This window comes from Flavobacterium sp. KACC 22763, from assembly GCF_028736155.1.
Classification (GTDB): Bacteria; Bacteroidota; Bacteroidia; order Flavobacteriales; family Flavobacteriaceae; genus Flavobacterium.
Genome location: NZ_CP117879.1, coordinates 4,862,611 through 4,877,870, shown reverse-complemented (window position 1 = coordinate 4,877,870; position 15,260 = coordinate 4,862,611). Strand labels below are relative to the sequence as shown.

Genomic DNA, 15,260 nt, shown 5'->3' with positions numbered 1-15,260 from the left:
ATAATCAATAAAATACGTTAATTATTTAAAAATTACGCAATCGTTGTCGGTAAATCATTCTTCTTTTTACCAATAAACAAAAAACAGAAGTAAATCCTAAAATCACTGCAAAAAAGCAGAAGATTATGTTATAATCTTTAGTAAAAGACAATAATCCCGGTCCTACAAATGCGGCTAAAGACCATGCGATTAATATAAAACCAAATGGTGTACTCATTTTGTATGGCCCATAAACATCTTTTGCAAATGCCGGCATAGCGGCAAATGCACCACCGTAACAACTAATAATAATAAAGACCATAATCTGAAATAAAACTGTGTTGCGCGTTTGTGTCAAAATAAAAAAGCAAGAAGTGCCAATTGTAAAAAAGAGGAAAAAAGTTAACCAGCGCCCAATTTTATCAGAGGCGCTAGACCAAAACAATCTGCCAAATCCGTTGAAAAAACCAATTAACCCCACAAAATTAACTGCTTGCGAATCATTTATATGTATTATATCTTTTGCCATTGGCGCCGCAATCGAAATTAAAGCAATGCCACAAGTTGTATTAAGAAACAGAAATAACCAAAGACTGTAAAATCGAACATCGGTCAGGAGTATCTTTAGTGGAATTGAAGAATTTTGCACTGAAATTTCAGTTACAGTATTTGAATCAGGAAGGGAAAGACAAAGAGAAGCCAGAACCATTAGAAGTGAATAAATACAACCCAATAAATAAAAAGTTCCTGATACACCATATAATTCTATTAAAGGCAAAATAAGACGTGATGCAATTATAGAACCTACTGCAAAAGACATAATAACCAATCCGCTGGCAAAACCGGGTTTCTCAGGAAACCATTTTATAACGACCGAAACGGGTGTAATGTATCCAAAACCTAAACCTATACCGCTTATGACACCAAAAAACAAATAGAACAAGAATACCGATTGGCTGGCAATCGCGAAGCCGCTTCCTACAAATCCGACCCCAAAAAATAACGCAGCAAGAAGTCCTGCATTTTTGGAGCCAATTTTACGAACAAACTTTTGCATAAAAGCTGCCGTAAGGCCAAGAAAACAAATGGCTAAACTAAAAGAAAGTTTTAACTGATTGCTATCCCATTTATTTAGTGTATGAATGGGATTTATCCAAACACTATATGCGTAGATAGAACCTATTGATAATTGCAGCATCATTCCCGCTATAACAATTATCCATTTATTTTTTGTTTTCATAAGATTATACATGTTTTAATTCTAACAAATGTATAAGCCGTGGTTTACAAAAAATGTGATTTTTATCGTGTTTTCAGTTTAAAAATCAGAAACTTACGAAATCGTTTTATATCAAAAAACTAAAACTCTAATGCGGTGCTGTGCTTGATTTCACCCATTACAAAAATACTATTTGTGTTTCCGATGTTTTCTATCGTAGATAATTTATTCATTACAAAATCTTGATAACTGGCCATATCTTGCACCAAAATCTTTAGCATAAAATCGTAATCTCCCGCTATATTGTAACATTCAATAATTTCTGGAAGTGCCACAATATCTTTTACAAAATTGCTCCCGACATTTTTGGCGTGTTCTTTTAAACGGACATTGCAAAAAACAGTCATACCACGGTTCATTTTCTTTTTATCTAAAAGCGCTACATATTTGGTAATATAACCGTCCCTTTCCAGCCTTTTAATTCTTTCATAAACGGGAGTAACCGTTAGAAATAATTTACTCGCAAGATCTTTTGTATTGATATTGCAGTCTTCTTGAAGATATTTTAGAATCAATAAATCGGTTTTATCTAGATTTTCCATAGTTTTTTTTACTGCCAAAAGTGAATTTCACATATTTACACAGCAAAATAATCTATAAAACAACATTTTAAAAACGTATTTTACTGAAATAAAAACCAAATATAAGTTATAAAAACCAAGAACGTAAATTTGTTCAGTAAAAAATACTGAATCAAAAATGAAAACAAACAACTTAGGTTACCCAAGAATTGGCAGCAGCAGAGAACTGAAAAAAGCCAGCGAATTGTATTGGGCGGGAAAAATTTCAGCAGAAGAACTTATAGATGCTGGAAAAGAAATCCGTCTTAAAAACTGGAAATTACAAACCGAAGCAGGAGTTGATTTAATTCCGTCTAATGATTTTTCTTTTTATGATCAAGTTTTAGATTTAACTCTAACCCTTGGAGCAATTCCGGTACGTTATCACGAATTGGCAAAAAACAATTCATCTTTAGATTTGTATTTTGCAATGGCAAGAGGATCTCAAAAAGACGGACAGGATGTTGTGGCAATGGAAATGACAAAATGGTTTGATACCAACTATCACTATATTGTTCCTGAATTTACCAAAAATCAAAAGTTTGAATTGTTTTCAGAAAAAATAATCAATGAATTTAAAGAAGCAAATGCGATTGGAATTAAAACAAAACCTGTTTTAATTGGTCCTGTTTCTTATTTATTATTAGGAAAAGAAAAAGAAGAAGGTTTTTACAGAATTGATCTTTTGGATGCTTTACTTCCGGTTTATTTCGAAATTTTAGAAAAACTGCAAGCAGAAGATGCTGAATATATTCAGTTCGACGAGCCTTTCTTAGCTTTAAATTTAACCGATAAAGAAAGAGCAGCTTTCACAAAAGTATATAACGAAATCAACACTCGTTTCCCGAAACTTAAAATTGTTTTAGCAAACTATTTTGACTGTTTTGGAGAAAATCTTGAAACTGCTTTGGCTTTGCCTGTTGATACTTTGCATTTAGATTTAGTTCGTTGTCCGCTGCAATTAAATGATATTTTAGAATCTGGAAAATTGGCTTCAAACGTAAATCTTTCTTTAGGAGTTGTTGACGGAAGAAATATCTGGAAAAATGATTTCAAAAAATCTTTAGAATTAATCAAAAAAGCAACTAACGCGTTAGGAACCGACAGGGTTTTAATCGCTCCTTCTTGCTCATTAATTCACAGTCCGTGCGATTTAGATCTAGAAACAAACGATCAGACCTTAACTCCTGAAATCAAACAATGGCTGGCTTTTGCTAAACAAAAAATCAACGAGATTGTACTTTTAAAACAATTTGCTTCTAACGAAGTTAGCATTGAAAATTCTGCTGATTACAAGGAAAATGTTTTGGCAAATGAAAACCGTAAAACTTCAAAATTAATTCATAATAACCAAGTTAAAGCACGAGTTGCTGCAATTACAGCTTCAGACGATAAACGTAAAAGTGCTTTTGCTACAAGAAGAAAAAGCCAAATTGAAGCTTTAAAACTTCCATTATTCCCAACCACAACAATTGGATCTTTCCCACAAACAGCTGAAGTGAGAAGCTGGAGAGCGAGATTCAAAAAAGGAGAATTAACAGCTCAAGAATACAATGATTTAATCGAAAAAGAAACCGAAGCAACCATTCGTTTTCAGGAAGAAACAGGAATCGATGTTTTAGTTCATGGTGAGTTTGAACGCAATGATATGGTTGAATATTTTGGAGAACAATTATCCGGATTTACTTTTACCAAAAACGGCTGGGTTCAGAGTTACGGAAGCCGCTGTGTGAAACCTCCTGTTATATACGGTGATGTTTCAAGACCAAATCCTATGACGGTAAAATGGTCTCAATATGCACAATCTTTAACTTCAAAATGGGTAAAAGGAATGTTGACTGGCCCCGTAACTATTCTGCAATGGTCTTTTGTGCGTAATGACCAGCCTCGTTCTGAAACGTGTACGCAAATCGCTTTGGCAATTCGCGATGAAGTTGTTGATTTGGAAAAAGCAGGAATCAAAATCATTCAAATCGATGAACCAGCGATTCGTGAAGGTTTACCTTTGAGAAAAGAAGAATGGGCCAAATATTTAGATTGGGCAGTTCGTGCTTTCAGAATTTCTGCAAGCGGCGTAAACGATGATACGCAGATTCATACACATATGTGTTACAGCGAATTTAACGACATCATTCAAAACATTGCCGACATGGATGCCGATGTTATTACTATTGAATGTTCTCGTTCGCAAATGGAACTTTTAGATGCATTTGCCAACTTTAAATATCCAAACGAAATTGGTCCTGGAGTTTATGACATTCACTCTCCCCGTGTTCCATCAAGCGCAGAAATGGTTCGTCTGTTAGAAAAAGCTTCAAACGTAATTCCGATAGATCAATTATGGGTAAATCCAGATTGCGGCTTGAAAACTCGTCATTGGGATGAAACCAAAAAAGCACTAATCGAAATGGTTGCCGCAGCTCAAGAAATGCGAACAGCTGTAGAGAATCCTGTGACTTAATACCTTTAAATAGTTTTTGTTTTTTATGCCAGCAAGTGAGATCGAATTTAGTTATGATTCGTTTCGATTTCACTTTGACTGGCATTATTTCTTTTTATTGAAAAATGCAACACTTTACAACATTTACGGTTTTAAATTAATTTGCAAAATTTTTCTTCTATTCAAAAAACACAAGTCGTAAAAATCTGTATTTTAGCCATTTACAAACTATTAAACTTAATTCTATGTATTCAGCAGCTCAATACACAAATTTTTTTATTAGTTATTTAGAGAATCAAATTATAGATAAAGAACCCAAAAATCTATACGATCCGATAGCATATATAATGTCATTGGGAGGAAAACGATTGCGCCCTACACTTACGCTACTCACCACAGAATTTTTTGGAACAGACTATAAGTTAGCATTACCCGCTGCTTTGGCAATTGAAATTTTCCATAACTCGTCCTTAATCCATGATGATATTATAGACGAAGATCCCATTAGAAGAGGAAAAGCCACAGTACACAAAAAGTGGAATACTAACATTGCTATTCTTTCTGGAGATGCAATGATTATCTTAACCTACGAATATCTGCTTAATTACGCCCCAAATCTTGCAAAAGATTTGATCAAAGCGGTTAACAAAATGGGAATAAAAGTATGCGAAGGGCAAACCCTGGATGTAGATTTTGAAACCCGACAAGATGTTACAGTTTCTGAATATCTAAAAATGATTAAGTACAAAACTGGTGCACTTATAGCGGCATCGATGAAAATGGGCGCTATAATTGCCCAAACATCGCAAGAAAACTGCGATTTAATTTATGATTTTGGAATTAATATCGGACTAGCTTTTCAGTTGCAAGATGATTATCTGGATCTTTTTGGCGATACTCCCACATTTGGCAGACGTTTAGGCGGCGATATTATTTCGAATAAAAAAACCTACTTATATTTTAAGGCTCTTGAAATTGCAACTGAAAGCGAAAAAGAAGTATTAGAACGTTTATACGCTGTTCGTCTTGAAGACAATACAAACAAAATTAAAACCATAACCGATTTGTTTCTGAAATCTGGAGTGCCAAATGCAACACAAGAATCAATCAAAAAGTACACATTTAAAGCTTCTAAAATTTTAGACAAAATCAATATAGAAGAAGATAAGAAAAAATTATTAAGAGAGTTTGCCGAGAGTTTAATTGGAAGACGTGTTTAGTTTGTTTTACTCTTAAATCTCTTTTACAACAGAAGATTTAACACAAAAAAAAACGCTCCAATTGAAGCGCTTTCGTATTTGCATAAAAATCTAAAATTAGAAGTTTTTAGAAATCCCGATGTTTACTGTTTTTCCAAAATTGACGAAAAATTTACTATAATCAACATCATCATTATCATAGCTTAATGTTTCATATCCTAAGCCTCCAATACTAAAATTTAGGCCAAAACCTTTCTTCATATTAATAAAAAGAGCTGGAGTAATACCTGTATAAAAACCATCAGCTTTATTATCTGACACAAGTGATCCATTTTCGTAATTTTTGCTTTTTTGATTTTGAAACCCAGCTCCCAAATCGGCAAAAACCGAAAAAGTTTCATTCAATGGCATTGTATAACGGACAAAAGCTCCTGTTTTAAAAGTATTACTTTTACCTTCACCTTCTCCAAGATTGGTTTTGGAAGATTCTACCGAAAATTCGATTCCTGCGGTCCAGTTATCATGAAATTGATATCCAACCTTTGGAGAAAACTCAAAAACATTGTTTTTTGCTGATGCAATTTCTCTGTCGATTTTTTCAGAAGTATAACCAATATTTCCTCCAACTAAAATTGTTCCCTTTTGGGCATTTGCAAAGCTAGCCATAGCCAATGCAAGAATAAGTAGCATTTTTTTCATTTGTGATATTTATTAAGATTTCACATACAACAAACAATTAAAATACCAATATAGAATCGTAGTCATTTTCTTAACTATTACTTAAAAACAACTCTCTTAAAACAGATTAAAAATTAAAATAACAACAAGAAATGGTTATAAAAAAAGCGCTCCGATTAGGAGCGCTTTCTGAAATTGAATATAAAAACTAAAGATTAGAAGTTTTTAGAGATTCCAATGCTAGCTGTTTTACCAAAGTTGAAATTAAATCTGCTAACATCTGGACCGTTGTTATCATAATTTAAAGTTTCGTATCCTAAACCACCAATGCTAAAGTTAAGACCAAAACCATTTTTCATGTTAATGAAAAGAGCTGGAACTACACCAATATACATTCCATCTGCTTTGTATTTTGTGTAGTTTGATCCAACGTAATCTTTTTCAGTTTGATTTTGGAAACCAGCTCCTAAATCTGCGAATACTGAGAAAGTTTGGCTTAATGGCATTGTGTAACGTACAAATGCACCAAATTTAGAACTGTTTGTTTTATATTCGTTTACACCTTGATCATCTTTTGAAGAAGCAACTGTAAACTCACCTCCAACTGTCCAGTTTTCGTGAAATTGGTAACCTACTTTTGGAGAAAAAGCAAATTCGTTTGATTTTCTTTCAGCATTACCGAAATCTCTTGTTTCAGAAGAATAAGAGATGTTACCACCTACTAATACTGTACCTTTTTGTGCGTTTGCAAAACTGCAGATAGCTAAAGCAGCCATCACTAGAATTTTTTTCATGATTTGGGTTTTATTTTAATTTTAGCATTCTCTTAACAATAACAATGCCGTGAATACTGGGCTACTCAATTTTTTTATAATCACTTTAAGAGATAAATTTTTAGCAATCGAAACTATTTCTAGTTACTTTTGTAACAAATAAAAAGTCATGTCGATAGAAGTAAACAGTATATCAAAAAGTTACGGAGAGCAAAAAGCTTTAAATGAAATTTCTTTTAAAATTGAAAAAGGAGAAATCGTAGGATTTCTTGGTCCAAACGGAGCTGGAAAATCTACTTTGATGAAAATTTTGACCACTTATTTACTTGCCGATAGTGGCTCAGCCCTTGTAAATGGTCACGATGTCATGACAAACGAAAAAGAAGTACAACGTTCGATTGGGTATTTACCAGAGCATAATCCGTTGTATTTGGATTTGTATGTTCGTGAATATTTGGCATTTAATGCCTATGTTTACAACGTGCCAAAATCAAGAATTGAAGAAGTAATTCAACTGACAGGACTGACACCAGAAAGCCATAAAAAGATTGGCCAGCTTTCTAAAGGATACCGCCAGCGTGTTGGATTGGCAAATGCTTTGCTTCATGATCCAGAAGTTTTAATTTTAGATGAACCGACTACTGGACTGGATCCGAATCAGTTAATGGAAATTCGTAATGTGATTAAAAATGCAGGAAAAAATAAAACTGTTTTTTTATCTACACACATTATGCAAGAAGTCGAAGCAATTTGCGATCGTGTCATAATTATTGACAAAGGACAAATTGTTGCAGACAATAAATTAGACCATTTGGTTACTGCCAATAAAGAGCAAGTTATTGAAGTAGAGTTTGATTACAAAGTAGAAGAACAGCTTTTGGCTAAACTAGAAAATATTTCTTCGTACGTAAATACTCATGACATGACATGGGAGCTAACTTTTGTTACAGATAAAGACATGCGTCCTACTATTTTTGACTTTGCCAACGAAAATGGATTAAAAACTTTGCAATTGAATCAGAAAAATAAAAACTTGGAGGCTGTTTTTAGAGAAATTACGAAGTAAGTTTTCAGTCTAAGTCACAGTTTTCAGTTAAAAAGCGGTTTGTTTTATAAAAAACAGACCGCTTTTTTTATTCCCCATTTTAATTCTTTTCCCTACAAATCAACAAATTAAGGCTTTTCTGCAAAAAATAATTATTATTTTTATTTAGACTTGTTATAAATAGTATTATATTTGGCGAATCAAATTTTAAATGCCACAGTATGTTACGTATACTCCACACCCTTAAAAAACATATTTCTATTGTTTCAAATCAAGCAATACATCTTCAAAAAAGATTTTCAGAAAAATTAGAACAAATTGTACTGCAATAATTCTAATTCAAAAAAATTACAAAGATTATGTTCTAAATCTCGGTTTAGAATTGCCCAAATTGAAACAACATGAAAAAAATTATAACCTCTCTTATGCTTGCTTTTTCGGTATATGATGGATATTCTCAAACAGAAAAAGAAACAGACAGTATTGTTGAAACCACTATAAATGCTTTAGATGAAATCGTGATTAGCAGAAAAAAAGTACTATATACTCAAAAATCTGATCGTCTTGTTTTTAATGTAGAAAACAGCATCGTATCTGAAGGCGGGACCGCGCTTGACGTATTATCTCGTGCGCCAGGCGTTGTTGTGTCTCAAGATGGCGATTTGTCTATTCGCGGACAGCAAGGTGTTGCAGTGATGATAAATGGTAAACTGACACAGCTTTCGCAAAAAGAATTAGCAAATTATTTAAAAGCAACAACCTCATCCAACATCAAACAAATTGAGGTAATCACCAATCCTTCTTCTAAATATGATGCTGCAGGAAAAGCTGGTATCATAAATATTATCCTCAAAAAACCAAATGCTTCTGGTTTAAAAGGAACTGCTTTTACCAGTTATGGAAGAGGCCGAAAAAACAGAACCAATTCTGGCTTTAATTTAAATTACAATAAAGATAAATGGGGCGTTTTCGGAAATTATAGCTATACTTTCCGTGGTGAAGAAGAACATAAAAAGTTCAATCAGACTCAATATACAGATCTTACACATCAAGAAATTATATCTAAAAATCACCAAACTTCTATTACAGATGAGCCTTTGACTTCTAATAATTTTAAAATAGGAACGCAATACGAAGTTTCTCCTAAAACAAATTTAGAGTTTTATGTAGATGCCAAAATCGGACGTTATGAAAATATGGCGGACGGAACAAATACAGTCTTTAATACTTCGAACCAGCCTATTTTTGATGCTTTGACTTACAATGACAGTAAAGAAAAATGGTTTGATTATACGTATGCTTTTTCTGGGGTGCATAAATTTAATACCGAAGGAAAAAACATGTCTTTTGATTTTGAATATGAAACTTCGAAGTTTAGATCCAATCAATTTCAAAGTGCTGATAATACAGCAAATGCAACTGTAGTAAATGACCGTCGCGGTTATATTCCTTCCCAGTTAAAAGTCTTTACAGGAAAAGTTGATTTTGTAAATCCGTTCAAGGAAAAGCAATCTATTGAATGGGGTTTTAAAACCAGTATTAAAAACAATGACAATCCATCGGTCTATGAATATTATGAAAATAATGAATGGCAGATTGATGTTAATTCGACTAACCATTTTGAATATAACGAACAGATTTATGCTGCTTACGCGAATTATAAATATCAGCTAGAAAAATTAAACATTCAGGCTGGTTTAAGAACTGAATATACTGCGATAAATATTGATCAGAAAACGCTAAACGAACAGCATAAAGACGATTATTTAAAATGGTTTCCGAGTCTTTCTTTAAAGTATGAATTTACCACTAATCATTCAGCACATGCATCGTATAGCAAAAGAATTAATAGACCAAGCCAGTTCGATTTGAATCCGTTTCGTTTTTATGATGATTCATTCAATTATTCACAAGGAAATCCGAATTTGATTCCAGAGATTACGCACGCTATGGAAATTGGCTATGCTTGGAAAAGTAATTTTATGGCTTCTGTTTATTTTAATAGTACCAAAGATGTTTTCACGGAAGTGTACAATTATAATCCAGACACGAATACAACCGTTACAACTCAAATAAATGTTGACAAATCATATAATTATGGAATTAACATTACAAACACCTCTGAGCTAAACAAATGGTGGTCTGTGAATACATTATTCAATGTTTTTGAAAATAAGTTTATGGGAGAGATTTTAAACAGTAATACTATCGATCCTATTATGACTTTGAATGTAAGCGTTCAGAATTCTTTTGCGATAACTGAAACTTTAAAAGCAGAAGGAAATGCCCAATATCAATCAAAATCAAATCTTGGAATTTATCAGAGAGACGGTTTCTTTGATTTCAGCATTGGGATTTCAAAACAAGTTTTAGCAAAAAAAGGAAACATCAAACTGAATTTTACAGATGTTTTCAATACCAATAATTTCAACATTAAATCTGCAGTTGCACAAACTAGCATCGATAAAAGATATGAGTTAGACAATCGTATTGCGACAATTGCATTTACATACCGAATTTAAAATTTCGTTCTTTAAATACCTTGTTTTTGTTTTTTTTGTGTTAGTCAAGAGCCTGTTCCTTCAAACAGGCTCTTCTACTTTTATCAAGTTTATAATTCTGAAAGCACTTCTCGCATTTCCTCAATTACAAGCTTCACATCATTTTCTGTAGTTCTCCAATTTACAAAAGAAGCTCTAATACCCTTTCTGCCTTGATAAACCGTTGGTGTCATAAATACTTTTCCTGTATCATTTAAAACAGATAAAAATTGACTTACTTTTTCTTGATTTTGCTCTCCTTTCAGTGTAAAGCAGACATTATTTAAACGAATTGGCGCTAAAAGTTCAAAATCATTTTCTATTAAGGCATTACCAAAATGCAAAGCCAATGCTGTACTATTCTCAATAATATCTCTAAAACCATCTTTTCCATAAGCTTTAAGCGAAAACCATGCTGGCAACGCACGCAAACGGCGTGAATTTTCAGGAAGAACATTCAAATAATTAAAATTCTCCAGCGGATTAGCTAAATAGGGTGCATTTGAGTTTTGGAACGTTTCAATCTGAAGATGAATATGTTCTTTTTTAACTAAATAAAAAGCGCTTTCATAAGGTACATTGAGCCACTTGTGACAATCGATCGTAATACTGTCTGCCCCTTCCCATCCTTGCACTAAATGCTTATATTTTTCTGAAACTGCTGCAAATCCGCCAAAAGCGGCATCAATATGCCACCAGAAATTGTATTTCTCTTTCAATGCAGCAATCGCTTCAAAATCATCAAAATCTGCTGTGTTTACAGTTCCTGCACTTGAGATTAATATAAAAGGCTTTCCGTCTAATTTCTTTATATTTTCTTCCAAATCAGCAATATCAAGAGCTTCACGATTTCCCTCTAGAGCTTTTATTGCTGTATAATTTTGACTTCCAATTCCTAAAAGCGATAGACATTTTATAGTAGAAGAATGCGGTGTTGCTGTTAGGATATTAATTGGTTCTGAAATTCCGTTTTTAGCAAAATCTTTTCCAAACTGTTTCCCAAACCATTGTCTAGCAACGCCAAGAGAAGTAAAGTTTGACATTGTAGCCCCTGTAACGAATCCGCCTAAAAATGAATCAGGAAGTTCTAACAATTGCAATAATAAATCGATGGTTTCAAACTCTATCAATGCCGACGCTCCTCCTTGTGCCTTTACAGCCTGAGTATTCTGATCATAGACAGTCGCTAGCCAATCGCCAACAATAGATGCAGGTGTCGAGCCGCCTGTAACAAATCCCCAATATCTCGGGCCTGGCGAAGAAACCATTAATGGAGCTAATCTTTCATTAAACTCTTTTAAAGCTTCAATAGACCCTAAACCTAATTCGTTTAGCTCAGTTTTAGGATCGATTGAATAATTTTTAGACGTTGGAATGTTTTCGATATTATTAAGGAAATCAAGACCTTGCTGTTTTGTTTTTTCTAAAATATTCTCAAAATTATTGAGATCATGTTGTAATATTGAATTCATAAGTTTATTGTATTAGTTATGTTGCGCAGATTGCACAGATGAAAAAATATTAAATAAGAATTTGTGTGTGTTAAAAGGAAGCTACCACTTTGTTTTTTCAGAGAATCTTGAAACCATCATAGAACAGATTACATCTCCATTGGCGTTTAACAACGTAGCAATTGGGTCAACCAAAGTTCCTAGAATCATTGCCACAGGAAGTGCTTGTTCCATCGGAAAACCATAAACAGTTATGGCTAAGATCTCGCCAATATAACCTCCGTTTGGAATTCCTCCTTCAACAATAGAAACGACAACTGTAATTCCTAGTGCTAAAAGAATGGTCATCGGATCTGAAAAATCTTTCCCAAACATGGCAAATAAAAAAGTTATTTTTAAAATGGAGGACATACTCGAACCGTCTTTGTGCAAAGGTGCTCCAAGCGGAATTACTAAATTCCGGACGTGACTAGGGATTCCCATTTTTTCTGCAGCATCTAGATTGGCTGGTATAGTGGCAATACTGCTGCAAGTTCCTACTGCGGTTAAAGAAGGAGTTATATTGTTACCCCAAAAAACTTTAAAAGCTCTTTTTCCTCCAGAAACAAGTGCATATAAACTGAAAAACACGAAAAAGTAGAAAATACAAGCGCCATAATAAACTGCCATCGGTTTTGCATAAACCCCTAACAATTGCGGTCCAAAAACTCCAACTTGATAAGCAAAATAGGCTCCGAGACCAATTGGTGCAGATTTCATGATAATGTTTAAAAGCTGTTTCATTACTTCGTTTCCTGAATCCAGAAAACTCTTGAAAGCTTTTCCTTTTTCTCCTGATTGCAGTGTGGCAAAACCAACTAAAAAAGAGAAAATAATCAACGCCAACATGCTTTTGCGAGACAATAATTCGAAGAAATCATTGGCAGTAAGCAATTTTGCAATCTGATCTCCTGCTGATCCTGATGCCACTTCTTCAAACGGAACTTTGGCAATCGCAATATCTTCATGAATTGGAAAAAGATAAACAGCACAGATCATTACAATTGCCGAAATCAAAATGGTAGCTAGAAAAACCAATATCATTATAACAAAGAGTTTTCCAAGTTTTTCTGTTCTTTCTAGATTCGCAACCGAAGAACCAATTGTAAAAAAGATAAGCGGAATAATGGCTGTAAAAAGTAAATTCAGAAATATATCGCCAAGCGGTTTTATGATCAAAACATCTTCTCCGAAAACCAATCCAAAAATACTTCCGACTATAATACCGCCAAGAAGCCATAAAATACTGCTGTAACTCTGCAAAAAATTGATTTTCTTAACTTCCATAATGATACAAGGGTTTAGAATTCAGCAATCTCTATATTTTCTAAACACATAGAAACATAGTTCTCTTTGTCTAGAAAGGCGTTTTACTTATTTAAACAAACATAGCTATGTGTGAAAAATGTAGTTTTCTTTTTAATTCTTCTAAACTAAAATTAAGAAAAATCTATGTTTCTATGTGTTTAAAAATCTTAACTATTTCTCTAGAACAATAGTAGTAAAAGCTCTGTCAACCAATTCGCCAGTTTTGCTTTTTACTTTTTCCGTCTGTGTTTCTGTGTAAACGATTTTAAAATCTGATTTTTTGATTAAATCCTGCGCTTTTTCAGTACTGTACAATTTAAATTCGAATTGTGTAAAAGGCAATGTTTTCATGAAATCTTCTTCGGCAAATGTTAAGCAGAAATTACCGCTTGGTTTTAAAACTCTGTAGATTTCTGAAAGCAATTCTTCGGGTTTCTGCCAAAAATAGATTGTATTTACAGTAAATATTTTATCGAATAATCCATCTTCAAACGGAATCGTATTTCCGTCATAAAGCGAAAAGAAAGCTTGTTTTTGAGAAACAAAATTTCGGTTGATCTGGCGCGCTTCTTGAAACATCAGTTCCGACATTTCTAGTCCGTAGTATCTTATATTTTTGGCTTGTTCAAACAGAAATTCTACATGTCCCGCATTTCCATGTCCGAGTTCCAGAATTTTGTTTTCGCTTGCTATATTGAGATTCTGAATCGAATGTTTGGTCATATTGATGTTCGTTTCGTTCATCATATTGGCCATTTCAATTCCTTTTTCTCCCGATGGATGTTTTAATTGAGAGGCTATGGCTTGTAGTTCTTCTTGTTTCATGACTGTAAAAGTTAAATTCCAAAATTAAATTCCAAATTCCAAGCCCTCTTGGTCATTATGAGGAACAAAGCAATCCTACTAACAAAAGTACAAAAGATTAGCAACGTGAGATTGCTTCGTTCCTCGCAATGACATTAAAAAACCTGACTTGCAATCTGGCGGATATTCTCAGATTTACCCATTGAATAATAGTGTAAAAACGGAACTCCTGCGGCTTTTAATTCTAATGACTGCTGAATCGCCCATTCGATTCCGACTTGTTTGATTTCAGCATTATTTTTGCATTTATCTACAGCATCGATCAAATCTTCTGGCAGATCGATTCTGAAAATCTGTGGTAAAACTTGCAAATGTCGTTGAACAGCAATTGGTTTAATTCCAGGAATAATCGGAATTGTGATTCCCATTTCTCTTGCTTTTTCTACAAAAGCAAAATATTTAGCATTGTCAAAAAACATTTGTGTTACTACATAATCAGCTCCTGCATCAACTTTTTCTTTTAATCTTTTTAAATCTGATTGTAAAGATGGTGATTCTAAATGTTTTTCTGGATAACCTGCAACTCCAATACAGAAATCAGCTTTGTTGTCAGCATCCATTACTTCATGAAGATATTTTCCGCAATTCAAATCGTTTATTTGTTTTACCAAATCAATTGCATAATGATTCCCTCCAGCTTTTGGTGTAAAAGACTGCTCGTCTTTCATTGCATCTCCACGAAGTGCCATTACGTTATTGATTCCTAAATAATGACAGTCAACCAACATGTACTCGGTTTCTTCTTTAGTGAAACCACCGCAAAGCAAATGCGGAACCGTATCTACATTGTATTTATGTTTTATAGAAGCGCAAATTCCAAGCGTTCCTGGACGCATACGAGTCAGTTTTTTGTCCAAAAGTCCGTTACCGCGGTCAATGTAAATATACTCTTCACGAGAAGTCGTTACATCAATAAACGGCGGATTAAACTCCATTAACGGATCAATATTATCGTATAACTCCTGAATGCTTTTCCCCTTTTGAGGCGGAATAATTTCAAACGAGAATAATGTTTTTCCTTTGGCGTTTTCTATATGTTCTGTTACTTTCATTATTAGAATTATGAGTTATGAGTTATGAATTTTGAGTTTGAATTGTGTAAAAA

12 protein-coding genes are annotated in these 15,260 nt (G+C 33.6%); 4 read left to right on the top strand and 8 right to left on the bottom strand.

What is annotated here, in order from left to right; genetic code table 11:
* Positions 1-25: 25 nt before the first annotated feature.
* Together PQ463_RS20540 and PQ463_RS20535 are read right to left on the bottom strand one after the other, a co-directional pair.
* Positions 26-1,219 carry an L-lactate MFS transporter gene (locus tag PQ463_RS20540; protein ID WP_274255265.1) on the bottom strand — a complete coding sequence of 398 codons (1,194 nt, stop codon included), beginning with the start codon at positions 1,217-1,219 and terminating at the stop codon, positions 26-28.
* Positions 1,220-1,338: 119 nt separating this feature from the next.
* Entirely contained in the window at positions 1,339-1,800 is a 462-nt protein-coding gene (locus tag PQ463_RS20535; RefSeq protein WP_012023598.1) for an Lrp/AsnC family transcriptional regulator, read from the bottom strand.
* 157 nt (positions 1,801-1,957) lie between these two features.
* Here PQ463_RS20535 and metE point away from each other — a divergent pair, with 157 nt between their 5' ends.
* Positions 1,958-4,279 carry a 5-methyltetrahydropteroyltriglutamate--homocysteine S-methyltransferase gene (gene metE / locus PQ463_RS20530; protein WP_274255264.1) on the top strand — a complete coding sequence of 774 codons (2,322 nt, stop codon included), beginning with the start codon at positions 1,958-1,960 and terminating at the stop codon, positions 4,277-4,279.
* Between the two features lie 224 nt (positions 4,280-4,503).
* Positions 4,504-5,478 carry a polyprenyl synthetase family protein gene (locus PQ463_RS20525; protein ID WP_274255263.1) on the top strand — a complete coding sequence of 325 codons (975 nt, stop codon included), beginning with the start codon at positions 4,504-4,506 and terminating at the stop codon, positions 5,476-5,478.
* Between the two features lie 96 nt (positions 5,479-5,574).
* Here the strand turns inward: PQ463_RS20525 and PQ463_RS20520 are convergent, their stop codons facing one another.
* Positions 5,575-6,156, bottom strand: a complete 582-nt coding sequence (locus PQ463_RS20520; RefSeq protein WP_274255262.1) for an outer membrane beta-barrel protein — start codon at positions 6,154-6,156, stop codon at positions 5,575-5,577.
* A gap of 194 nt (positions 6,157-6,350) precedes the next feature.
* Positions 6,351-6,929, bottom strand: coding sequence for an outer membrane beta-barrel protein (locus tag PQ463_RS20515; protein WP_111367829.1), 579 nt, complete (start codon positions 6,927-6,929; stop codon positions 6,351-6,353).
* Between the two features lie 148 nt (positions 6,930-7,077).
* On the opposite strand from PQ463_RS20515, the gene gldA reads away from it, so the two are divergent.
* Entirely contained in the window at positions 7,078-7,974 is an 897-nt protein-coding gene (gene gldA / locus PQ463_RS20510; RefSeq protein WP_274255261.1) for a gliding motility-associated ABC transporter ATP-binding subunit GldA, read from the top strand.
* A 380-nt stretch (positions 7,975-8,354) separates the two neighbouring features.
* Entirely contained in the window at positions 8,355-10,475 is a 2,121-nt protein-coding gene (locus PQ463_RS20505; RefSeq protein WP_274255260.1) for an outer membrane beta-barrel family protein, read from the top strand.
* Between the two features lie 89 nt (positions 10,476-10,564).
* Here the strand turns inward: PQ463_RS20505 and PQ463_RS20500 are convergent, their stop codons facing one another.
* From PQ463_RS20500 to metF, 4 genes are all read right to left on the bottom strand, one after another.
* Positions 10,565-11,965, bottom strand: coding sequence for a pyridoxal phosphate-dependent decarboxylase family protein (locus PQ463_RS20500; protein ID WP_274255259.1), 1,401 nt, complete (start codon positions 11,963-11,965; stop codon positions 10,565-10,567).
* Positions 11,966-12,046: 81 nt separating this feature from the next.
* On the bottom strand, positions 12,047-13,270 hold the full coding sequence (locus PQ463_RS20495; protein ID WP_274255258.1) for a dicarboxylate/amino acid:cation symporter: 1,224 nt from the start codon (positions 13,268-13,270) through the stop codon (positions 12,047-12,049).
* Between the two features lie 192 nt (positions 13,271-13,462).
* The gene (locus tag PQ463_RS20490) at positions 13,463-14,116 is read right to left on the bottom strand and encodes a class I SAM-dependent methyltransferase (protein WP_274255257.1); all 654 of its coding nucleotides are present in this window, start codon (positions 14,114-14,116) and stop codon (positions 13,463-13,465) included.
* Between the two features lie 134 nt (positions 14,117-14,250).
* Entirely contained in the window at positions 14,251-15,207 is a 957-nt protein-coding gene (gene metF, locus PQ463_RS20485; protein ID WP_274255256.1) for a methylenetetrahydrofolate reductase [NAD(P)H], read from the bottom strand.
* Between the last annotated feature and the right edge of the window lie 53 nt (positions 15,208-15,260).